The 20,664-nt window shown below is 65.8% G+C and carries 19 protein-coding genes and 1 pseudogene; 12 read left to right on the top strand and 8 right to left on the bottom strand.

Features of this window, described 5'->3' with window-relative positions:
- Nucleotides 1-478 precede the first annotated feature (478 nt).
- Nucleotides 479-1,321, top strand: a complete 843-nt coding sequence (locus OE647_RS10540) for a DUF817 domain-containing protein (RefSeq protein ID WP_263721680.1) — start codon at nt 479-481, stop codon at nt 1,319-1,321.
- Here OE647_RS10540 and OE647_RS10535 read toward each other — a convergent pair.
- Nucleotides 1,260-1,631: a hypothetical protein gene (locus OE647_RS10535; RefSeq protein WP_263721679.1), complete on the bottom strand. Its 372-nt coding sequence runs from the start codon at nt 1,629-1,631 to the stop codon at nt 1,260-1,262. The two genes, OE647_RS10540 and OE647_RS10535, sit on opposite strands and share 62 nt — an antisense overlap.
- Before the next feature lie 88 nt (nt 1,632-1,719).
- Here OE647_RS10535 and OE647_RS10530 point away from each other — a divergent pair, with 88 nt between their 5' ends.
- On the top strand, nt 1,720-2,481 hold the full coding sequence (locus OE647_RS10530) for an alpha/beta fold hydrolase (RefSeq protein WP_263721678.1): 762 nt from the start codon (nt 1,720-1,722) through the stop codon (nt 2,479-2,481).
- Between the two features lie 2 nt (nt 2,482-2,483).
- Here the strand turns inward: OE647_RS10530 and OE647_RS10525 are convergent, their stop codons facing one another.
- A complete protein-coding gene (locus OE647_RS10525; protein WP_263721685.1) occupies nt 2,484-2,972 on the bottom strand; it encodes a cytochrome b in 489 nt (162 codons plus the stop codon).
- Nucleotides 2,973-3,225: 253 nt separating this feature from the next.
- Between OE647_RS10525 and OE647_RS10520 the strand changes: the two are divergent.
- From OE647_RS10520 to OE647_RS10505, 4 genes and pseudogenes are all read left to right on the top strand, one after another.
- Nucleotides 3,226-3,721 (top strand): annotated as a pseudogene (locus tag OE647_RS10520) (IS5 family transposase); the annotation flags it as partial.
- Between the two features lie 66 nt (nt 3,722-3,787).
- Entirely contained in the window at nt 3,788-4,777 is a 990-nt protein-coding gene (locus OE647_RS10515; protein ID WP_263721677.1) for a Gfo/Idh/MocA family protein, read from the top strand.
- Between the two features lie 69 nt (nt 4,778-4,846).
- Complete coding sequence (locus OE647_RS10510) at nt 4,847-5,296, top strand: host attachment family protein (protein WP_263721676.1); 450 nt, start codon at nt 4,847-4,849, stop codon at nt 5,294-5,296.
- 54 nt (nt 5,297-5,350) lie between these two features.
- On the top strand, nt 5,351-6,310 hold the full coding sequence (locus tag OE647_RS10505) for a capsular polysaccharide export protein, LipB/KpsS family (protein WP_263721675.1): 960 nt from the start codon (nt 5,351-5,353) through the stop codon (nt 6,308-6,310).
- 23 nt (nt 6,311-6,333) lie between these two features.
- On the opposite strand, the gene OE647_RS10500 is transcribed toward OE647_RS10505, so the two are convergent.
- Entirely contained in the window at nt 6,334-8,160 is a 1,827-nt protein-coding gene (locus OE647_RS10500; RefSeq protein WP_263721674.1) for a M3 family oligoendopeptidase, read from the bottom strand.
- Between the two features lie 142 nt (nt 8,161-8,302).
- On the opposite strand from OE647_RS10500, the gene OE647_RS10495 reads away from it, so the two are divergent.
- A complete protein-coding gene (locus OE647_RS10495) occupies nt 8,303-9,034 on the top strand; it encodes an Ntn hydrolase family protein (protein WP_263721673.1) in 732 nt (243 codons plus the stop codon).
- A gap of 12 nt (nt 9,035-9,046) precedes the next feature.
- Here OE647_RS10495 and OE647_RS10490 read toward each other — a convergent pair whose 3' ends face one another.
- On the bottom strand, nt 9,047-9,982 hold the full coding sequence (locus OE647_RS10490; RefSeq protein ID WP_263721672.1) for an alpha/beta fold hydrolase: 936 nt from the start codon (nt 9,980-9,982) through the stop codon (nt 9,047-9,049).
- 2 nt (nt 9,983-9,984) lie between these two features.
- Nucleotides 9,985-10,272 carry an SCP2 sterol-binding domain-containing protein gene (locus OE647_RS10485; protein ID WP_263721671.1) on the bottom strand — a complete coding sequence of 96 codons (288 nt, stop codon included), beginning with the start codon at nt 10,270-10,272 and terminating at the stop codon, nt 9,985-9,987.
- Between the two features lie 63 nt (nt 10,273-10,335).
- On the opposite strand from OE647_RS10485, the gene OE647_RS10480 reads away from it, so the two are divergent.
- From OE647_RS10480 to OE647_RS10460, 5 genes are all read left to right on the top strand, one after another.
- Nucleotides 10,336-10,896 carry a tetratricopeptide repeat protein gene (locus tag OE647_RS10480; RefSeq protein ID WP_263721670.1) on the top strand — a complete coding sequence of 187 codons (561 nt, stop codon included), beginning with the start codon at nt 10,336-10,338 and terminating at the stop codon, nt 10,894-10,896.
- Nucleotides 10,897-10,906: 10 nt separating this feature from the next.
- The gene (locus OE647_RS10475) at nt 10,907-13,669 is read left to right on the top strand and encodes a helicase-related protein (protein WP_263721669.1); all 2,763 of its coding nucleotides are present in this window, start codon (nt 10,907-10,909) and stop codon (nt 13,667-13,669) included.
- A 4-nt stretch (nt 13,670-13,673) separates the two neighbouring features.
- The gene (locus OE647_RS10470; RefSeq protein WP_263721668.1) at nt 13,674-13,979 is read left to right on the top strand and encodes an RNA-binding S4 domain-containing protein; all 306 of its coding nucleotides are present in this window, start codon (nt 13,674-13,676) and stop codon (nt 13,977-13,979) included.
- A gap of 115 nt (nt 13,980-14,094) precedes the next feature.
- Nucleotides 14,095-14,433: a ferredoxin FdxA gene (fdxA, locus tag OE647_RS10465; RefSeq protein ID WP_263721667.1), complete on the top strand. Its 339-nt coding sequence runs from the start codon at nt 14,095-14,097 to the stop codon at nt 14,431-14,433.
- 269 nt (nt 14,434-14,702) lie between these two features.
- Nucleotides 14,703-15,212: a CarD family transcriptional regulator gene (locus tag OE647_RS10460; protein WP_263721666.1), complete on the top strand. Its 510-nt coding sequence runs from the start codon at nt 14,703-14,705 to the stop codon at nt 15,210-15,212.
- A gap of 52 nt (nt 15,213-15,264) precedes the next feature.
- Here the strand turns inward: OE647_RS10460 and OE647_RS10455 are convergent, their stop codons facing one another.
- The 3 genes from OE647_RS10455 to OE647_RS10445 all read right to left on the bottom strand — a co-directional run bounded on the left by OE647_RS10455 (nt 15,265) and on the right by OE647_RS10445 (nt 20,533).
- On the bottom strand, nt 15,265-17,157 hold the full coding sequence (locus tag OE647_RS10455; protein ID WP_263721665.1) for a monovalent cation:proton antiporter-2 (CPA2) family protein: 1,893 nt from the start codon (nt 17,155-17,157) through the stop codon (nt 15,265-15,267).
- Nucleotides 17,158-17,164: 7 nt separating this feature from the next.
- Nucleotides 17,165-17,638 carry an Lrp/AsnC family transcriptional regulator gene (locus OE647_RS10450; RefSeq protein ID WP_263721664.1) on the bottom strand — a complete coding sequence of 158 codons (474 nt, stop codon included), beginning with the start codon at nt 17,636-17,638 and terminating at the stop codon, nt 17,165-17,167.
- A gap of 228 nt (nt 17,639-17,866) precedes the next feature.
- Nucleotides 17,867-20,533 carry a hypothetical protein gene (locus OE647_RS10445; protein WP_263721663.1) on the bottom strand — a complete coding sequence of 889 codons (2,667 nt, stop codon included), beginning with the start codon at nt 20,531-20,533 and terminating at the stop codon, nt 17,867-17,869.
- Between the last annotated feature and the right edge of the window lie 131 nt (nt 20,534-20,664).

Here is a 20,664-nt window from a genome sequence, read left to right as displayed (position 1 = left end):
AAGCCAAGGTCCGCGCCGAGGTCGAGGCGCTCTGCGCCCTCTTCCCGCTCTACCCCACGCTCTGATCCCAAGACCCACAAACACCAGGGGCGCCCCACAAAAAGGGGCGCCCCTGCGCTTGGTGGAAACGCGTAGACCTACTTCGGGAACACGGCCAGCCCGGCCGGAACCGAGCGCGGTGCCGGTGTGATCGCTGCGGGTCGAGGGCGTGCCGCAGCGGCGACTTGGGCCCGGTAGGCGGCCAGATCCGGACGCGACTTGGGAATGCTCTTCATGCCTTGTACCTTCTTCTCTCAGCCATCGAATGCCCAGGACACCCATCAGGCGATTACCGCTGGAATGAAGTCGAGACGTTCGGGCGCGTCAAGGCCCGCATGACAATTCGTGATCTTCACCGGCAAGTGCCGTAACGTCCCAGACCATGCGCAAGGGTCCGTCCAAAACCACCCGCCAGATTGAAGCCGCCCTGGGTCGGGCGGTGCGCCGCCGGCTTCCGCACTGGGCGGGGGAACTCGTGCTCTTCGGCCTCAAGCAGGCCTGGGCCTGCCTCTTCGGGGGACTCATGCTGGTCGCGCTGCTCGTCAGCAAGGCGCTCTGGCAGCCCGGCTGGGCGATCGCGCGCTATGACGCGCTTTTCGTCTTCGCCCTGCTTGTGCAGATCATCATGCTGGCCGCCCGCCTCGAAACCGCGCGGGAGGCGCGGGTGATCCTCCTCTTTCACCTGACCGGCACAGCAATGGAATGGTTCAAGGTCGGCGCAGGGTCCTGGGCCTATCCGGAGCCCGGCCTTCTCAAAATCATGGGGGTGCCGCTCTTTTCGGGGTTCATGTATGCGTCCGTCGGCAGCTACATGGCGCGCGTCATCCGCATCTTCGCGATGCGCTTTGCCCCCTATCCGCCGTTTGCGGTCACAACACTTCTAGCGGGCGCGATCTACGTCAATTTCTTCGCCCACCACTATCTGCCCGACGCCCGGTTGGCGCTTTTCGCGGCGACAGTCCTTGTCTTTGGCCGCACCCGTGTCTGGTTCACCATCGGTGCCCGCGCCTACTGGATGCCCTTGCCCCTTGCCGCTTTCCTGACCAGCCTGTTCCTATGGCTCGCGGAAAACGTCGGCACGCTGACGGGGACATGGCTTTATGCAGGGCAAACAACGCTGAATGCGGTGAGCCTCACCAAGATCGGGTCCTGGTACCTGCTGCTTTATGTCAGCTTCGTCACCGTTACGCTCGTGATGCGCGACGCACTGGAGCCCGGCGTCAGAGGAAGCCGCGCCAAAGCAGCGTTGCCAGCAGAAGCAGACCGATGGCCAGGGCAATGAAGGCCATCTGCGCGGCCAGGTCGAGCAGCCGGTTGACCCAGCGCTGGCGGGCGCCGATCGGGCGCAGGTAGCGGACACAGGCGTCGAAGGCCTGCGCCACGCGGGCATGATCCATGCGGGCGTAGAGCACCGGATTTCCCGCCTCTTCGACCGCCCGCACAAGGAACTCCGCCTGCTTGCGCACGCGGCGCGGCAGACGCCCGCGGCCGCGCCGCAACTTTTCGGCGAGCGTGCGGCCGCGAACGCCCAGCCGGTCGCCCATCAGACCGGCCACGCGATCCGCCATCTGCTCTATCGAAGCGCCAGCCATGCCCTTCCTCCTGCGCGCCGATCCTAGTCAGCGATCGGGGCGGCGGCAACACTCTGGCGGGCGGCGAAAAGGCAGGCTAGGAAAGGGGATGCTGACCATGACCCGCTACGGGCAACCCTCTGCCCTGCCTCCGCTCCTGATCGTCCACGGCCTCTTTGGCTCCGCCCGCAACTGGGGCGCGATCGCGCGCCGCCTGTCGGACACGCGGGAGGTCATCACCGTGGACATGCGCAACCACGGCGACAGCCCGTGGTTCCCGACGCATACCTACGCTGACATGGCGGCGGATCTGGCGGATGTCATCGACGCAATCGGCGGGCCCGTCGATGTGGTCGGCCATTCCATGGGCGGCAAGGCCGCCATGCAACTGGCGCTTACGCATCCGGAGAAGGTCAACCGCCTGATTGTCGCCGATATCGCCCCCGTCACCTACGGCCACTCGCAGAACCACCTTGTCGCGGCGATGCGGGGGTTGGACCTCACTGGCCTCGACAGCCGGTCAGAGGCCGACCGCCGCCTTGGCACCCGCGTCGAGGACCCGGGCGTCCGGGCCTTCCTGCTGCAATCGCTCGACCTCAAGGCCGACACGCCGCGCTGGCGGCTGAATCTGGACGTGCTGGAGGCCGAGATGGACAAGATCACCGGCTGGCCCGGCACCGGCGGAGAATTTGACGGTCCGGTGCTGTTCCTGGCGGGCGCATTGTCGGATTACATCCGCCCCGAACACCGGGCGGAGATCAAGCGCCTCTTTCCGAAGGCCAAGCAGGCGAAACTACCGGGCGCGGGTCATTGGCTTCATGCCGACCGCCCGCGCGAGTTCGAGGCAGCGTTGCGCGCCTTTCTGGGTTGAGGTCAGGCCACAGGCCGCTTCATCCGCTCCATCAGCCCGTCGCGCAGGACGAACTGGTGGTAAAGCGCACCCAGGATGTGCAGACCCGACACGATCAGCAGCGCCGAGGTCATCGCCTCATGTACCTCTGAGATCTGGGTCAGCCCGCCGAACCACGCCAAGGCGCCGCTGACCGGCAGCGCCAGCAACAGCGCGTAAAGCGCCAGATGCGTGATCCCCGCGATCCGGTCGAGCATGGGATTGCCGCCTGCCGGAAGCGCCGGCGCCCCCCGGCGCAGGCGAAGCGCCGCCCGCCAGAGGACCAAGAGGAGGATCGCGATCCCGCCGAAGACATGCAGGGGAACCGTCAGGTCGAACCCCGCCTCCTGACCACGGCGATAGGCCCGCCAGGCAGACGAAATGCCGTCCTCCAACAGATACTGCGAGACAAGCAGAAGGAAAACGGCCCAGTGAAGGGCGATCTGCGCCCGGCTATAGCCCTGCGGCTTCATGACAACCTCCATCTTCAACATCTCTTACACGCAGGCGGGCAGGGTTTCCGTCGCGCGTCATGACTGGATCTGGCGCGTGACCACGAAGGCGAACGGAACGGCGACGACGATTGGCCAGGCACGCTGCCGCCCCGTCGCAAGCGCCGCGACGACGGCAGATCCTGCCCGAACTCTGGCCGCCAGGGGATGGATGATGAAGAAGAGGTGCTCTGCCCGCCGGTTGTACGTTGTTCATAATGAGAGTCCGCGGGGGTATCTGAAGGCGCACCGCACGGCTTCGAGCCTGCGGGCGAAAAAGGGGGGGGCTGATGACCAGCGCGGGCGTCTGATCGGGCGCACGAAGGGTGCCTTGAACACCAAGCTGCACGCCGTCACGGGCGCCAAGGGACGACCGCTGAAGTTCTTCATGATCGCAGGCCAGGTCGGCGACTAAACCGTAGCCGCCGCCCTATTGGGCAGTCTGCCTGCTGCCGAGTGGATGATCGCGGACCGGTTCGAGCGAACCGGCGAGGGTCGACTGGTTCCGGGAAGCGTTGAACGACAAGGGGATATGTCCCTGCATCCCCGGTCGGAAGTCGCGCGGCAAAGCTGTCCGATACGACAAGCCGCGCCATCGCCGCCGCAACCGCATCGAGATTATGTTCGGTCGCCTGAAAGACTGGCAACGGGTCGCAACGCGCTACGACAGATGCGCCAAGACCTTCCCATCCGCCATCGCATTCGCGGCCACCGTCATATTCTGGCTTTGAAGATCAATGAGACTGGACCCTAACGACCAAAGCCGCCTAACCTGCCACCAAATCACGGAGGCAGTCATGAAAACGGTCAACTGGGGCGTGCTTGGCGCCGCGAAATTCGCGCGCGAGCATATGGCGCGGGCCATTCATGAGGCGGAGGGCGCGCGGCTCTTTGCGCTTGCGACATCGGACCCGCTCAAGGCCGCAGGCTTCCAGGCCTTTTGCCCAGATCTGAAAATCCATCAGGGCTACGAGGCGCTTCTGGCCGATCCGGAGGTGGAGGCCGTCTACATCCCGCTTCCCAATCACCTGCATATCGAATGGACCCGCAAGGCGCTGGAGGCGGGCAAGCATGTGCTGACCGAAAAGCCCATCGCCATGGCCGCGGCAGAGATCGACGCGCTGATCGAATTGCGCGACCGCAGCGGCCTTTTCGCGACCGAGGCCTATATGATCGTCCACCACCTGCAGTGGCAACGCGCCCGCGCGCTGGTCGAGGAAGGGGCGATCGGGCGCATCCTGCATGCCGATGCCGCCTTCAGCTATGACAATCGCGCCGATACCGGCAACATCCGCAACCGTCCCGAAACCGGCGGCGGGTCGATCCCGGATATCGGCGTCTACGCCTATGGCTCGGTCCGCTGGGTCACCGGGGCGGAGCCGGTGGCGCTCCGTTCCCGGATCCAGCGGGAAAATGGCGTTGACACCTTCGCCCAGGTCCTGGCCGACATGGAGGGGCCGGGCGGGCGCTTCACCTACACCGCCATGACCTCGATGCGCTTGCCCCCCCGGCAGGAGGTCGTTTTCCAGGGTGAGGCGGGCCTGATCCGAATGACCGCCCCCTTCAATGCGGGCCTTTACGGCGAGGCGCAGCTGCACATGCTCAGGCCCGGCCGCCCCGACCATATCGAGCGTTTCCCCGGTGCGCGCCAGTACCGCAACCAGGTGGAGGCATTCGGGCGCCGGATTCGTGACGGTGCGCCCTATCCCTGGTTGCTGGAAGATGCGCGCGGCACGCAGGCGATGATCGATCGGGTCTTCGCCTCGGACTTCGCGCTGAGCGATTGAGGCGGATCAAGGCGCCCCCTCTTTCGCCCTGCTAGGGTCGGGTGTGAAAGCGAAGAGAGGAGTTGCGCGATGAAAGCTGTGAAAACTCTGATCGTCCTCGCCGACGATGCTGCGGCCCGTTTTGTCTTGAACGAAGGCGTCGGCAAGGGCCTGCGGGAAGGCACTTCGGTCTCGGCGCGCGAATTCGCGCAGGATGAGGTGGAATACGGCGATCGCCCCGGACGGTCTGCCGCCGGGCCGGGGGGAATGGCAAAGCACGGGTTTGACCCGCATCAATCCGCTGATGAGGCAGCACGGGCACGCTTCGCCGCCAGGATCGCGGAGGCGCTTGAGCGGGAATGGCATGACCAGCAGCCCGACCGGCTGATCCTCGCCTCGGCGCCCAAGATGCTGGGCGTCCTGCGTGGCGTGATCGGCACCGGCCCGCGCGCGGCGCTCGCGGCGGAATTGCCGAAGGACCTGGTCAATATCCCGTTGCGGGATCTTGAGGGGCACCTGTCCGGCGTGCTCGCCCTCTAGCAGGGCCGGACCAGCGGCGTTGAAAGTGGCGCGGCCTCTGCTAATGTCGCCGCCATGTCGAGACCTGCGGTCATCATTCATCTTCCTGTCGCTTGCCTGCTGGGGCAGGAGCATATCGCGCCCTACTTCCACAAGCTGCGCGACGGACTTGCCGAGCGCCAGATTCGGGTCGAGATCGAGGCGCTTGACCGCGCGGGCCTGGCGGAGCGGATCGACGGGGATACGGATTTCCATATCGTCAGCTACGGAACCCTGCGCCATCCACGGGTTCTGAACACTGCGTCGGCCTATATCGCGCCCTTCTGGTACCTCGATCCGCAGGGCGTGCGCGTCCACTCCTCCATCGGGGCACAGGACTTCGATCCCTCCACGATCGACCCGGAAGCGGCGGGCAGTTTTTTCAAGGCCTTGCGCCGCCGCAGGGTGGGCGAACGGGTTTCGCGCTACCCCCAGGCCGGGAACGCGCAAGCCTTTCCGAAGGGCGCCATCGCGGTCTTCCTTCAAAGAGCCGAGGCGGACGCGACCGCGCATGTCCCGCGCGCTGCGATGATCCGGGCGCTTCTGGCGCGCCACGATACCTCGCCCATCCTGATCAAGCCCCACCCCCGCGACGACAGCGCGGAGACCCTGGCGCTACTGGCCGACGCGGCCCGCGACCCGCGCGTGCGCATCACGAACGCCAATATCCACGACATCCTCGGGGCGGCTCGGGTCACGGTCACGATCAACTCTGCCGTCGGGCTGGAAAGCCTGATGCACCGCGTCCCGATCGTGCTGTGCGGACCGGCGGACTTTCACCACTCCGCCGCAACGGTGACGGACGCCTTCGACCTCGATGCGGGACTCGCCAAGGCGCGGCTCTGGCCCTGGCACTACGATGCCTATCTTTACTGGTTCCTGAAGCTCAACTGCGTGAACGCCGGCGATCCGAAGATGATCGACGATGTGCTTTCCCGGATCGCGGCGACGGGCTACGACGTGGACGCGCTCTTGCCGGGGATGCAGCGGGCCTGAGGCTCAGGCCCGCCCGCGCGGCCTCAGCTCTCCATCGCCTCAAGCTCGTCGATCATGCCCGCGATCATCGACAGGCCCTTGTCCCAGAACTTCGGGTCCGTCGCATCAAGCCCGAAGGGCGCGAGAAGTTCCTTGTGGTGCTTCGAGCCCCCCGCCTTCAGCATGTCGAAATACTTCGCCTGGAAGTTCGGCAGCCCTTCCTCGTAAACCGCGTAAAGCGCGTTCACGAGACCGTCGCCGAAGGCATAGGCATAGACGTAGAAAGGCGAATGGACGAAGTGGGGGATATAGGCCCAGAAGGTGTCATAGCCTTCCATGAACTCGAAGGCGTCGCCCAGGCTTTCGCCTTGAACGCTCATCCACAGAGATCCGATATCCTCGGGCGTGAGCTCGCCTGCGCGGCGGGCGGCATGCAGCTTGCATTCGAAGTCGTAGAAGGCGATCTGGCGCACGACCGTGTTGATCATGTCCTCGACCTTGCCCGCCAAAAGCACCTTGCGCTCGCCCGGCGTCTTGGCTTGTGACAGCAGCTTGCGGAAGGTCAGCATCTCGCCGAAGACGCTGGCGGTTTCGGCCACCGTCAGGGGGGTGGAGGCCAGCATTTCGCCCTGGGGGGCCGCCAGGACCTGATGGACGCCGTGGCCAAGCTCATGCGCGAGCGTCATCACGTCGCGCGGCTTGCCCAGATAGTTGAGCATCACATAAGGGTGCACCTCGGTCACGGTCGGGTGGGCGAAGGCGCCGGGCGCCTTGCCGGGCTTCACGCCCGCGTCGATCCAGCCGCGCTCGAAGAAGGGCTGGGCCAGATTCGCCATCTCCGGGTCGAAGCCGGCGTAGGCGGACATCACGGTGTCCCGCGCCTCCGCCCAGCCGACGGTCCGCTTTTCCTCGATCGGAAGGGGGGCGTTGCGGTCCCAGACCTGAAGTTTTTCAAGGCCCATCCACTTCGCCTTCAGCCGGTAGTAGCGGTGCGACAGTTTCGGATAGGCCGCGACCACCGCGTTGCGCAGCGCCTCGACCACCTCGGGTTCGACATCGTTGGACAGGTGGCGGGCGTATTGCGCCGAGGGCATCTTGCGCCAGCGGTCCTCGATCTCCTTTTCCTTGGCCAAGGTATTGTGAACGCGGGCGAAAAGCTTGACGTTCTGGCCGAAGACCTCAGCCAGCGCGCGCGCGCCGGCCTCGCGCCGGGGGCGCTCCTGCTCGGACAGAAGGTTCAGCGTGGCCTCCAGGCTCAGGGGTTCGGCCTCGCCTTCGGGCTTGAAGGTCAGGCCCGCCAGCGTTTCATCGAAAAGCTTGTTCCAGGCCGAGGCCCCGACCGTTGACTGGTCATGCAGGAAGCGTTCCAGTTCGTCGGACAGCTGGTGCGGCTTCATCGCCCGCATGCGGTCGAAGACGGGCTTGTAGCGCGCGATCTCGGGCGAGGCGACGAAGACCTCCGCATAGCGCGCATCCTCGATCCGGTTGAATTCAAGCGAGAAGAAGACGAGCGGCGTCGTCATGTCGGTGATGCGGTCCTGGCAATCCGACATGAATTTCGCGCGCTGGCCGTCGACGGTGTTCTGATAATAGCGCAGGCCTGCGAAGGACATGACCCGGCCAGCCACGGCCTCGATCCGCTCATAGCGCTGGATGCACTCCAGCATGGCCGGCCCGTCCAGCGTATCAAGCTTGCCCTGATAGTCCGCCGCGAAGCTTTCGCAGGCGCGCTCAAGCCAGTCCAGATCGCGCTTCAGTTCGGGCGCGTCGGTGGCGGTATAAAGGTCGCTCAGATCCCATTCCGGCAGGTCGCCCAGCCCCCCGGCGGCGGCGTTTGCGTCAAAGACGGGGCGGGGCAGGCGGATCGGCATGGGGTTCTCCTTTTTTCGTCGTTCCGACAATGGTCATGGCGGCGGCGCAAGGCAAGGGCGGGCCTGCGAAAAGCGCCGTCGCGGTTGCAGGCGCGCTGCCGCCGCCCTAGTGTGGCGCCGCATCACGAGGGGAGCGCGCAACATGACCTACGGCGTCGGGCTGCTGCTGAAGGACGGCATGGTCCTGTTGTCCGACACCCGGACCAACGCCGGGATCGACCACATCTCCTCCTATCGCAAGATGTTCCATTTTTCGGTGACGGGCGAACGGGTTATCACGATCCTGACCGCGGGTAGCCTTTCGACCAGCCAGGCCACGATTGCGCGCCTGCAAGAGGCGGTCGAAGACCCGCAGGCTACCCCCGAAACCTCGATCCTGCTCGCGCCCTCTCTCCTTAAGGTGGCCGAGATCGTGGGCGCCACGCTCTGGTCGGTGCGCGAGGGCATGGAAAAGCGGCTGCACACCAACGGCACCTTCGGACAGGCCACGATGATCGTCGCCGGCCAGCGCAAGGGCGGTGTGATGCGGATGTTCCTGATCTACCCCGAGGGCAACTTCATCGAGGCGACGGAGGACACGCCCTTCCTCCAGATCGGGGAGCACAAATACGGCAAGCCGATTCTGGACCGGATCGTGCGGCCCGAAACCTCGCTGGCCGATGGCCAGAAGGCGGTGCTGCTGTCGATGGACTCGACGCTCCGGTCGAACCTTTCGGTGGGCATGCCGCTCGACCTTGCGGTGATCGAGCGCGACACCTGCCGCATCGCCTGCGAACGCCGGATCGAGGCGGGCGACGAGGATTTCCGCGCCATGAGCGAGGCGTGGTCGGCGGCCCTTCGCGAAGGCTTCACCAAGATCGACATCCTGAACTGATGGCGCGGTCGCTCAGGCGCCAGCCTCGTTGAACAACGCGATCGTCCGGGACAGGAAGCGTTCGCGAACCTCGGGCAATTCCATCAGCAGTTCGTGTTCCGCGCCGCTGAACAGGTCAAGCTGTCCGCCCGGCCAGCGCGCCATCAGTGTGTCGATGGCGATGGGATCGACGATCCTTTCGCGCGTGCCGACACCGACATAGCAGGGCAGATCGGGGGCGGGGCGTGCCAGCAGCATGCGCGTTTCTGCCAGCGCTTCGTTCAGCCAGTGCAGCGAGGGGCCGCCAAGGCCAAGCTCCGGATGCGCGGCGATTTGGCCGCGGGCGAAGTCCCACATCGTGGGGTCGCGGGTCAGGAAATTGTCCTCGAAGGGCGCATCGGCGATATAGGCCGCGGCCGAGGTTCCGGGCGCATAGCGATGCCCCTGTCGGATCGTGCGCGCCGCCGACGACAGGAACCTTGCCGTGGGGCGCAGCACCGGATGGATGCGGATGCCCCACATCGGCGCAGAGAAAGCCGCCGCGCGCACCGGAAGACCCGAGTGCAGCGCCCTGAGGCCGATGCATCCCCCCATGGAATGCCCCATCAGAAACATCGGCTCGGGCAACTCCAGCGCCCGCGCTGCGGTCATCAGCGCGGCGACATCGCTTTGATAGTCAACGAATTCATGGACATGACCGCTCATCGGATCTGGGATGATGCGGTCCGAAAGGCCCTGACCGCGCCAGTCGATGGCCAGACAGGCATAGCCCGCCTCCGTCAGCCGTGTGACCGGCAGCCCGTATTTTTCCACATACTCGGTTCGCCCCGGAAAGATCAGGACCGTCCCCTTCGTGCCGCCAGCCCAGGCGCAGATCCGCAGCCGGACGCCATCCTGCGCCGTGGCCCAAAGGGCGCGCGCGCCGTCTGGCGCGCGGGCGATATCGTCGAAGAAGGGGGCGGGCTCCATCCTCAGGACAGGGCGGAGCCAAGCTGCATCGCCATGCCCATGCTGCCGTCCACCGCCAGCTTGCCCGTCATGAAGGCCGAGGTCGGGTTGACCTCGCCCCTCAGCAGACCTTCGAAGGTCTCGCGGCTGGCGCTGAGGGTGACATCGGCCTCCTCATCCCCGATCCGCGCGCCCGAGGCGTCCAGCATGATCGCGCCTTCGCCCTCGATCACGAATTTCGCAACACCGGGAAACCCGCCGCTCAGCCGTTTGTTCAGGGCCTCGACCGCTGCTGCCAGAACCTCGCTCATCCGATCCTCCAAATGTGAGCGCCGGGCTCTCGATTTCCGGCGCGCTTCGGTTACACTGATCTTATGCGCAATCTGTTCGGATATCTCAAACCCGTTGCCGCGGCGGTGGCGCTTCACCTCGCGGCACCCGGTGTGGTCTTCGCCCAGGATGCCGACCTCGATCAGCTTTACGCCGAACTGGCCGACCCTGAGAACGAGAACTGGCAGCGCGTTCAGGCCGATATCCTGCGCGAATGGTCGAAATCGGGCTCTGCCGCGATGGATCTGCTGCTGCAGCGGGGGGAGGACGCGATGGCGGCGGGCGATATCCAGGCCGCCATCGAGCATCTTACCGCGTTGGTCGATCAGGCGCCCGATTTCGCCGAGGGTTGGAATGCGCGGGCGACCGCCTATTTCCACGCCGGTTATTTCGGGCCTTCGGTCGCGGACATACAGCGCACGCTCGCGCTGAATCCCCATCACTTCGGGGCGCTTGCGGGGCTCGGCATGATCTTGCAGGCCAGCGGCCGGCCAGAGGCCGCGCAGCGCGCCTACGAGGCCTCGCTTGCTATACATCCGCATCAAGACACGCTAAGGCACGCGCTGGAGGAACTTGAGCGGGAAAGCTCGGGCACCGAGCTTTGAGGGTGGCGCCATGAACGCGCAGGCGAGGATCGCGGCGGTCCTCGGGCCGACCAATACGGGCAAGACGCACTACGCCATCGACCGGATGCTCGCGCACCGGACGGGGGTGATCGGCCTGCCGCTGCGGCTTCTGGCGCGCGAGGTCTATGACCGCATCGTCGCGCTGCGCGGCCCATCCGTCGTCGCGCTGGTGACGGGGGAGGAGCGCATCGTGCCCGAGCGGGCCCAGTACTGGGTCTGCACGACCGAGGCCATGCCGCAGGAGATCGGCGCCGATTTCGTCGCCGTGGACGAGATCCAGCTTTGCGCCGACCCCGAACGCGGCCACATCTTCACCGAGCGGCTGCTGCGCGCCCGCGGGCTTCATGAGACGCTTTTCATGGGCTCCGAAACCATGCGGCCGGCGATTGCCGCCATGGTGCCCAAGGCGCAGTTCCTGCGGCGAGAGCGTTTTTCAACGCTCAGCTACACAGGTTCGAAAAAGATAAGCAGGCTGCCCTCCAGATCTGCGATCGTCAGCTTCTCTGTTGAAAATCTATATGCCATCGCAGAGCTGATCCGACGCCAGAAGGGCGGGTGCGCGGTCGTGATGGGGGCCCTTTCACCACGCACGCGCAACGCCCAGGTGGCGCTTTATCAGAACGGCGATGTCGATTACATCGTGGCGACCGATGCCATCGGGATGGGTCTGAACCTCGACATCACGCATGTCGCGTTCTCTGCGACTTCGAAGTTCGACGGTCGCCGGATGCGGTCCCTGTTCCCGCATGAACTGGGCCAGATCGCGGGCCGGGCGGGGCGCTACATGCAGCCTGGTACCTTTGGCGTCACGGGTGAGGCATCGTCCTTCGACGAGGATCTGGTCGATGCTTTGGAAAACCATCGCTTCCGCCCCATCGACCGCCTGCAATGGCGCAATGCCGAGCTGGAGTTCGGCACGACCGAGCGGCTGATCGCCTCGCTGGAGGCCGCGCCGGCCAACGAGTGGCTGGTGCGCGGGCGCGATGCCGACGATCTGAAGGCGCTCAAGGCCCTGTCCGACATCCCGGAGATCCGGGGCCGCGTCCGCGGGCCGCGCGACGTGAAACTCCTTTGGGATGTCTGCCGCATCCCCGATTTCCGCTCCATCTCGACGGGCGAGCATGTCTCGCTTCTCGACCGGATCTTCGGCTTTCTCCAGGACAAGGGGCATGTGCCGTCGGACTGGCTGGCCCAACAGGTGGCGCGCATCGACCGGACCCAGGGCGACATCGACACATTGTCGAAACGCTTGGCCTATATCCGCACATGGACCTACATTGCGCAACGTGCGGGCTGGGTGGATGATGAATCCCATTGGCGCGGCGAAACGCGCGCTGTAGAAGACCGCCTGTCGGACGCGCTGCACAACGCGCTGACGCAAAGATTTGTGGACCGGCGGACCAGTGTCCTGCTTCGCCGGCTCAAGCAGAAGGAGAGCCTTGTGGCCGAGGTGAACGACAAGGGTGAAGTGACGGTCGAGGGGGAATTCGTCGGCCGGTTGGAAGGGTTCCGCTTCCGTCAGGATGCCTCCGCCTCGCCGGATGCGGCCAAGACGCTGCGCCAGGCCGCCTATGAGGCGCTTCGGCCCGAGTTCCATCTGCGGGCGGACCGTTTCTACAACGCCCCCGATACCGAGCTGGACTTCACCGAGCAGGGCGGCCTGATGTGGGGCACCTATGCGGTCGGCAAGCTGGTCAAGGGGGCCGATCCCCTCAAGCCGCAGGTCGAGGGCTTCGTGGACGAGGAAGCCGGTTTCGACGTCGGCGAAAAGGTGCGCCGCCGTTTGCAGCATTTCATCGACCGCAAGGTTGCCACGCTCTTTGAGCCGCTCCTGAACATGCAGCGGGACGAGGCGCTGACCGGCCTGGCCCGCGGCTTCGCCTTCCGCCTGGTGGAAAACCTTGGTGTCCTGCCGCGTGAGAACGTGGCCGATGAGGTCAAGGCGCTGGACCAGGACGCCCGTGGCGCGCTGCGCAAGCACGGCGTGCGCTTCGGCCAGTACACGATCTTCCAGGCCGCGCTGCTGAAGCCCGCGCCGACGCGGTTGCGGCTGGTTCTGGCCTCGCTGGCCCAGGGGCTTGACGAGTTTCCCGAAAGCCCGCCGCCGGGGCTGGTCACGATCCCGAACCTTCCGGACGTGCCCAAGGATTACTACACGCTCTCGGGCTACCACCCGGCCGGGGCGCGGGCGATCCGCATCGACATGCTGGAGCGCCTGGCAGACCTTCTGCGCGGTCAGGACAGCCGCGCAGGGTTCGAGGCGACGGCCGACATGCTCTCGATCACAGGGATGACGCTGGAACAGTTCGCCGATCTGATGGCCGGCCTTGGCTACAAGGGCGAGCGTGGCGAGCGCGAGAAGGTCAAGACCGAGGTCGCGACCCCTGCCGAGGGCGAAAGCGCGAACCCGATCCCGGAAGAACAGGCGGTCATGCAGACGGTGACGGAGACGGAAGTCTTCTACACCTTCACCTGGGCCCCGAAGCCGCGCGCCCCCCGGCAACCCCGGCAGGAGGCCAAGGGCGACCGTGGCCCGCGTCCGGAACGGCAGGGCAAGCGCGACGGCGACCGGGGCGAGCGCCCCGAGCGTGGTGGCAAGCCCGGAAAGGGCAAGCCCCAGGGACGGCGCGACAAGGACGCCCGCCGCGAGGACAAGCCCCGCAACTTCGAATCGCGCCCGCAGAAGAAGGACCGGATCGACCCGGATAACCCCTTCGCCGCGGCTCTGATGGGACTGCGCGACAAGATCTGAGGCGATGGCAGAGGCCGGCCGGCGTATCCGCATCGACAAATGGCTCTGGCAGGCCCGGTTCTTCAAGAGCCGGACCCTTGCGGCAGAGCGGGTCGCGGCGGGCGCGGTGCGGTTGAACGGGCAAAGGCTCTTCAAGCCCGCGCATCCCGTCGGCGCGGGTGATGTGCTGACCTTCGCACAAGGCGGCGTCATCCGCGTGGTGCGGGTGCTCGCGGCCGGAACCCGGCGCGGCCCCGCAGCCGAGGCGCGCCTGCTTTACGCCGATCTGGACGAACCGGATGACCCGGCCCTCGCCTCGGGGGCGGAATGATTTTCCGCCGTCGCCCTGCATGCGCGAAGGGCAGACTTTCCGGCGATGGCGGTCTTGAATGATCCGGTGCATGGGGCTAGGTAGCGAAAGCATTCCAAGCCCTCGGGGTCCCTCCATGACCTATGTCGTCACTGACAACTGCATCGCCTGCAAATACACCGACTGCGTCGAAGTCTGTCCGGTGGACTGCTTCTACGAAGGCGAGAACATGCTGGTCATCCATCCCGACGAATGCATCGACTGCGGTGTGTGCGAGCCCGAATGCCCCGCCGATGCGATCCGGCCCGATACCGAACCGGACATGGACGACTGGGTGGAGTTCAACCGCAAGTACTCCGAAATGTGGCCGGTGATCACCCAGCGCAAGGACCCGCTGCCAGAGGCCGAAGCGCGCGACGGTGAGCCGGACAAGCGCGGCAAGTACTTCTCGGAAGCTGCCGGCGCCGGCGACTGACCTTCCCGAATCGATTCGGTGGCTCGGCACCGCCGATGGTCTGCTTGCGACACAAAGCCTGTCGCAAATGATCTATCGCTCAAGTACCCCCCCTTTTTCTGCGGGGTATTTTCTGCTATATTATTGTCACAATAATTCGAGGATGCCCAAAGCCTCCGCAGCGGATGGAACTGCGGTGGCTTTTTCACCGCCGCTTCGCAGCCTGTTCCGAAATCAGATTTCGGGGACAGGCTTTCGTTGGCGGCGTGTCCTTTGCGAGGAAGAACTGAATGACCAAGACCAAGAAGACCGATTTTCGGCCCGACGATTTTGTTGTCTATCCGGCGCATGGCGTCGGCAAGATCATGTCGATCGAGGAGCAGGAGATCGCGGGCCTCAAGCTCGAGCTTTTCGTCATCTCCTTCGAGAAGGACAAGATGACGCTGCGCGTGCCCACGCACAAGGCGACCGAGATCGGCATGCGCCAGCTTTCGACCCCCGATGTCGTCAGCAAGGCGCTTGAGACGCTGAAGGGCAAGGCCAAGGTCAAACGGGCCATGTGGTCGCGTCGGGCCCAGGAATACGAGCAGAAGATCAATTCCGGCGATCTCCTTTCGATCGCGGAAGTGGTCCGTGACCTGCACCGCACCGACGACCAGCGCGAGCAGTCCTATTCCGAGCGTCAGCTTTACGAAGCCGCCCTCGAACGCCTGACCCGTGAGGTTGCGGCCGTGTCCGGCGTCGATGAGGCCGGTGCGCAGAAGAAGGTCGATGACGTGCTGCTGTCGCGCGCGGCCTGACCCGACAACCCTCAAAGACTTCCTGAACGCGGTCCCTCAGGGGCCGCGTTTTTCATTCGCTGTCGGTGTGTTCCGCGTCCGAGGCGCGGTCTTCCGGTTTGCGCTCCCGCGCCTTGGCGAACTTTGCCATCAGCGTCGCCTCAAGATCGCGGTTCAAGGCCTTGGCACGGGCCACGTATTCCGGGTTCCGGTCGTTCGGCACGCCTGGTTTCCACAGCGTCGCGAGGTCGCGCACCGCCTGCCGGTCGAGCTTGAAGAACAGGGTTTGCAGTTCATGCGCCTCGTATTCCGAAAGCCCCATGTTCTCAAGAACGTAGCGACCCATCCTCAGGCTTGAGTCGAAGTGTTCCCGGACGATGTCATTGGCGCCAGCGCGGTAGAGTTCATAGACGTTTTCCCGATCCCGCGCGCGGGCGATGATGTGCAGGTCCGGCCGCTGCCGGCGTGCATAGCGCACGATCTGCAGGTTCGCCGCGGGATCGTCCATGCAGGCCACCAGCACCCGCGCTTCAGTGAGGCCCGCCGCCTTGAGGAGTTCCGGCCGGGTCGGGTCGCCGACATAGCCCTTGAAGCCGAAATGCCGCAGCAGTTGGATCGTCTTCAGGTCGTGGTCGATGACCGTGGTCTTGAAGCCGGAGTTTGTCACCATCCGGTTGACGACCTGCCCGTAACGTCCGACGCCAGCGATGATAATTGGCTGATGATCGTCGATGTCGTCGGCCTTGACCGGCGCGGAATCCTCGCCGAGTTTGCGCGCCAGAACGTCGTGCAGGATGAAGAAGAGCGGTGTCATCAGCATCGACATGGCGATGACCAGAAGCAGCGTCTGCGCAAGCTCGGTCCCGATGATCCGCTGTTTGAGCGTGAAGGAGACAAGCACGAAGCCAAACTCGCCCGCCTGGGCAAGACCGAGCGTGAAGAGCCACTTGTTGCGCCCCTTCATCTTGAAGACCAGCGCCAGGATGAAAAGCACCGCCCCCTTCACCAGCATCAGCGCCATTGTCAGGCCAAGGATGGTCAGCGGCCGGTCGAACAGCACGCCGAAGTCGATCCCGGCGCCCACTGTGATGAAGAAGAGGCCCAGCAGCAGGCCCTTGAAGGGGGCCACGTCGCTTTCCAACTCGTGTCGGAACTCGGAATTCGCGAGGACGACGCCCGCGAGGAAGGTGCCAAGCGCGGGCGAAAGCCCGACGATCAGCATTAGCGAGGCGATGGAGACCACGATCATCAGCGCGAAGGCGGTGTGAATCTCGCGTAGCCGTGCGGAATGGACGAAGCGATAGAGCGGCCGGACGAGGTAATGCCCCCCCGCGACCGTCGCCGCCACCGCGCCCAAGGTGACAAGCGTGACGCCCCAGGCCGGAAGGCTTTCGATCAGGCTCAGCGCCGCGTGGCCGGCCCCATGCTCCGCCTGCGCGATGGCGCGTGCGCCCGGAAGCGCCAGAAGCGGCAGCAGCGCCAGGATCGGGATGACCGCGATATCCTGCATCAGGAGAACGGCGAAAGCGTTGCGGCCCCCCGCCGTCTGCATCAGCTTCTTCTCCGACAGCGTTTGCAGCACGATCGCGGTGGAGGAGAGCGAGAGCGTGACACCGACCGCGAATGAGATGCGCAGGTCGTATCCCAGGGCCTGCCCGCCCGCGGTTACCAGAAACGTCGTCAGCACGATTTGCAAGCCGCCCAGCCCAAGGAGCTTGTTGCGCATCGCCCAAAGTGCCCTCGGCTCCAGTTCGAGCCCGATCAGGAACAGCATCATCACGACGCCGAATTCGGCGAAGTGCTGGAGGTCCTGCGTCTCAGAGCCGACGAGGCCCAGGACCGGTCCGATCAGGATGCCCGCGGCGAGGTAGCCAAGCACGGACCCAAGCCCCAGGCGCGAGGCGATGGGCACCGCGATCACCATGGTGATCAGGTAAAGCGTGGCCTGGAACAGAAAGCCTTCCATGATCCTCTCAGACGGGCAGGGGGGCGTCGGGTTTGAACTGATCCATCACGATCTGGCTCTGCACCCGCGCGACCGCGGGGTGAACCAGAAGCACCTGATGGATCAGATGGTTAAGGGTGGAGAGATCCTCGCAATAGACACGCATAAGGTAATCGGCCTCACCCGTCAGGGTCCAGGCCGATATGATTTCCTTCCGGGTGCGCACGAGGCGGGAAAAACTGTCCAAGGTCTCGGCCCCGTTGCTGGCCATACGGACCTGGACGAACGCCTGCACCGACAGGCCGAGTTTGGTCGGATCGAGCCGGGCTGCATAGCCGGCGATCAGTCCCTCCGCCTCAAGCCTCTGACGGCGCCGCCCCGCCTGACTTGGGGACAGGTTGAGCGCCTCGCCCAGTTCCTGCGCGGTCAAATGCGCATCGCGCTGCAATGCGGTAAGCAGGCGAACATCGGTTTCATCAAGTGAGATGCGTGAAATTTGCATTTGTTTCCATCATAGCGCGCGGTTTGCGCGCCATGCCAGCAAATTTTCATTACAATCCCGCAACATATCCGTGAAAGGCGCAGGAAATGCGCCTTGAATTGCAAGGCGCGCGCCTCCTGCGGTCGCCGGAGCTCTCATGACAAAGCCGCTTCTTCCAAGCCGGTTGGACGCGAGCGAGACGCCGGTTCTAGACGTTTTGCAACATCGACGGCCCCACGGGCCTGGGGATCAGCTCTTGTCCGTCATTTTCAGAACATAGGTCTTGCCGCCCTTGGTGTAGGACAGCTGGCCGTCGCCAATCGCGGACACCTTTCCGCCATCCAACTTGTCGCCAATGGCGACGTTCAGGATCTTGCCTTTCGACGTCCTGACGAGCGCGTGGCGTTTCGAGGCAGGGCCGAAGATTCCGATCAGGCTCAGTTCACCAAGGTTGATCGCGTTGGCGATGGTGGCCTGCTTCGCGACATTGGCCTTGGTCGGAATGTCAGGCGCCGCGGATTCGGGTTCCGGTTCGTCGATCTCGTCCGGTGCGACATTGGGGGCGGTTTCAACGGCGGCAGAGGCATCGGCGAGCGCCGCGGCCAGGGCAGCCTCGACCGCGCTGTTATCGACGCCGCGGGTCAGCTTTTCGGGCCGGGCTGAGGGGCGCGGCGACGTCGCCACCGCGTAGCGGGAGGCCGTCTGTACAGCATCGCTCTGCACAGGTTCAGTCGCCGCTTCGGCAGCGGCGGCCTCGATGGCGGCGGGGCGTCCAACAGGGCGCGTCCCGGCCGTGCGCGGGTCCGGTTCGGGCGCGGCGGTCGCCTCGTCCTCGGGGCTGGCGGCCTCCGTTCCTTGTTCCGTCACGGGGGCCGCAGAGGGCGCGCCGGGCTCGGCGGGCGGGACGATCGAGGCGGGCCGTGCCACGGGGCGCTTCGTCGCGCTGGTCAATTCAGCGGGCTGGGGACCGGCATCAGCCTCGGGCGACGCAGGGTCGGTGGTGGCAGGCGTTTCGGGCGCAGGCGCGGCATCGGAAAGGCTCGCCGCGTCGGGAAGGGTTGGCGCCAGCGCAGCCGCCAGCGCCTCGATCGCCTCGGGACGCTGCGGCGGCGCGTTGTTCGGGCGGCCGGCATAAAGGGTGAAGCCCTCCGCCATGCGCACGCCCTCCGCCGTCGGGATGACGTTGCCCGCGCTGTCGAAGCGGCGGAGCGACTCGAAGGCGGTTGGCAGCGGTTGGGCCGCCGGTGCCGGGTCCTGACCCTCGGTCGCGGCTTGGTCGAGTGCCGCAGCGGCAGGCGCGGTCACAGCCCGCTCGGAACCGGCGGCGGGACGACCCTCCGCGGCGTCCGGCGTCGGTTTGGACGCAAGCACCGGCGAAAGCACTGGCGGTTGGGGCGCCAGCTCGCCGGGCTTCGCGGGCAGGGGCTCCAGCGCGGCGGAGGCCGGGTCTTGGGCCGTGGGCGCTTCGCTTGCGGGTACTTGGGCTGGGGGTTCGTCGGCGGCTTGTGCCTCCGAGGCGGGGGGCGGACCGGGCTCGGCCGGTTGCTGCGTGGCCAGGTCTTCGGTCGGCGCTTCAGGCGCCGACGCGACCGGCGCGGAAGCTGTCGGCTGGACAGGCTGGGTTTCGAAATACCACCACCACAGACCGACAATCGCCACGAAAAGCGCAGCCGCCACCGCCGTCGCATGGCGCATCCGCCGCCGCGCCTGACGCTGTCGTGTTTCGAGTTCTGCCATCCCCGCCGGCGCGCGTACCCGGTCGAGACCGCGCGTCAGGGTGCTGCCCGCCGCGATTGCATCCTCCCGCGACAGGGCCGGGGCAGGCGCGCGCATGGGCGCTGGCGGCTGCAATGGGCGCGCGGGGCCCGGTACGGCGCGGGTGGCACGCGGTGCCGTGCCTGCCGCCGCCATCTGTATACGGGACGCGATGTTTTCGATCCGGCTGCCATCCGCGCCCGCCACGCCAGCGGAGCGATGCGACGTGAAGCCCGGCACCGGGTCCACGCCTTTCGGGAGGGACTCGGCGCTGTCCTTCAGTTCTGATGCGCCGTCGGGCTCGACGGGTTCGCTCGTGGTGGGCTCTGTGGCGATCCAGTCGTCGTCGCCGACCGGGAAGATATCTCCGTCGTCCGGGATCTCGGCGAAGGGGGCTTCGTCCCCTTGCGGCTTTTCCCGGTCCGCACTGTCCGGCTCTACGGCCTTGGCGTCGCTCGCCCCTTCCGCGACCATTTCGGTGGCGGGCAAGGGGGGGGCGCTTGCCGTGTCGTCGTCGGGCGACGCCGTATCGGCGGTGGCGGGTGCCGTTTCCTCGGCCGCAGGCTGGGCGCTGCCATCGACAGCCGGAACGTCGACAGCCGGAACGCCGAGGGGCGGTGCGCCGAACCGCATGGGCTCCCGGTCACGGTCCAGCCGGGCGCCCTTGGGCATGTGGCTTGCCTGGCGCTTGGTCGCGCCAAAGAAGGGTTCGCCCGCGAATTGATCCTCGCCGGGAACGGTCACGAAGGACAGTGGCGCGAAGTCGAATTCCTCTGCGAATCCCTCGGCCTCGTCCAAGGTCATGCGCGCGACCACGGCGACCTTGAGAAGCGGTCCCTTACCCGACCAGTCGAAGACCAGTTCTTCGACCCGGTAGGGCGTGCAGCCTTCAAGCGCGGCGGCGATCTGCGCGCGGCGGCTGGCGTCGTCGGGTCCGGGGGCGGCGATTTCGGCGTAAAGAACCTGGCTTGCGGGCAGGATCAGCTTGGTCTGAACCCCTTCAGGCGCACGGGCCCCTGCGATGGCGCGCAGTGCGGCCATCTGCGTGGGCAGGTCCCCGGAGGCTGGATCGGCCGCGCCCAGATGCGCCCATCCCTCCGGCGTCCTGGCAAGAAGGTCGATCCGTTCGTCCGACAGAGAAAGCGCAAAACCGGGTTTCATGCCGTGCGTCTACCATTACTTCGCGGGCACCGGAACGGACGGGTTCCGCAATTTCCTCCTAAAGCAGAAATCCGCCCATGGAAAGCGGCGACGCCAAGGAATGCCTTGCGACGCGCGTCCTAGGTCTGAAG

Origin of the sequence: Albidovulum sediminicola (assembly GCF_025751575.1) — a bacterium.
Lineage (GTDB): Bacteria > Pseudomonadota > Alphaproteobacteria > Rhodobacterales > Rhodobacteraceae > Albidovulum > Albidovulum sediminicola.
The sequence above is the reverse complement of the archived record's forward strand: the minus strand, read 5'-3'. Positions and strand labels throughout refer to the sequence as shown.

Coding starts and splice junctions, on each gene's coding strand:
- OE647_RS10535 (WP_263721679.1), bottom strand. CDS start 1,631: ATGGCTGGCGCTTCGATAGAGCAGATGGCGGATCGCGTGGCCGGTCTG.
- OE647_RS10530 (WP_263721678.1), top strand. CDS start 1,720: ATGCTGACCATGACCCGCTACGGGCAACCCTCTGCCCTGCCTCCGCTC.
- OE647_RS10525 (WP_263721685.1), bottom strand. CDS start 2,972: ATGAAGCCGCAGGGCTATAGCCGGGCGCAGATCGCCCTTCACTGGGCC.
- OE647_RS10515 (WP_263721677.1), top strand. CDS start 3,788: ATGAAAACGGTCAACTGGGGCGTGCTTGGCGCCGCGAAATTCGCGCGC.
- OE647_RS10510 (WP_263721676.1), top strand. CDS start 4,847: ATGAAAGCTGTGAAAACTCTGATCGTCCTCGCCGACGATGCTGCGGCC.
- OE647_RS10505 (WP_263721675.1), top strand. CDS start 5,351: ATGTCGAGACCTGCGGTCATCATTCATCTTCCTGTCGCTTGCCTGCTG.
- OE647_RS10500 (WP_263721674.1), bottom strand. CDS start 8,160: ATGCCGATCCGCCTGCCCCGCCCCGTCTTTGACGCAAACGCCGCCGCC.
- OE647_RS10495 (WP_263721673.1), top strand. CDS start 8,303: ATGACCTACGGCGTCGGGCTGCTGCTGAAGGACGGCATGGTCCTGTTG.
- OE647_RS10490 (WP_263721672.1), bottom strand. CDS start 9,982: ATGGAGCCCGCCCCCTTCTTCGACGATATCGCCCGCGCGCCAGACGGC.
- OE647_RS10485 (WP_263721671.1), bottom strand. CDS start 10,272: ATGAGCGAGGTTCTGGCAGCAGCGGTCGAGGCCCTGAACAAACGGCTG.
- OE647_RS10480 (WP_263721670.1), top strand. CDS start 10,336: ATGCGCAATCTGTTCGGATATCTCAAACCCGTTGCCGCGGCGGTGGCG.
- OE647_RS10475 (WP_263721669.1), top strand. CDS start 10,907: ATGAACGCGCAGGCGAGGATCGCGGCGGTCCTCGGGCCGACCAATACG.
- OE647_RS10470 (WP_263721668.1), top strand. CDS start 13,674: ATGGCAGAGGCCGGCCGGCGTATCCGCATCGACAAATGGCTCTGGCAG.
- fdxA (WP_263721667.1), top strand. CDS start 14,095: ATGACCTATGTCGTCACTGACAACTGCATCGCCTGCAAATACACCGAC.
- OE647_RS10460 (WP_263721666.1), top strand. CDS start 14,703: ATGACCAAGACCAAGAAGACCGATTTTCGGCCCGACGATTTTGTTGTC.
- OE647_RS10455 (WP_263721665.1), bottom strand. CDS start 17,157: ATGGAAGGCTTTCTGTTCCAGGCCACGCTTTACCTGATCACCATGGTG.
- OE647_RS10450 (WP_263721664.1), bottom strand. CDS start 17,638: ATGCAAATTTCACGCATCTCACTTGATGAAACCGATGTTCGCCTGCTT.
- OE647_RS10445 (WP_263721663.1), bottom strand. CDS start 20,533: ATGAAACCCGGTTTTGCGCTTTCTCTGTCGGACGAACGGATCGACCTT.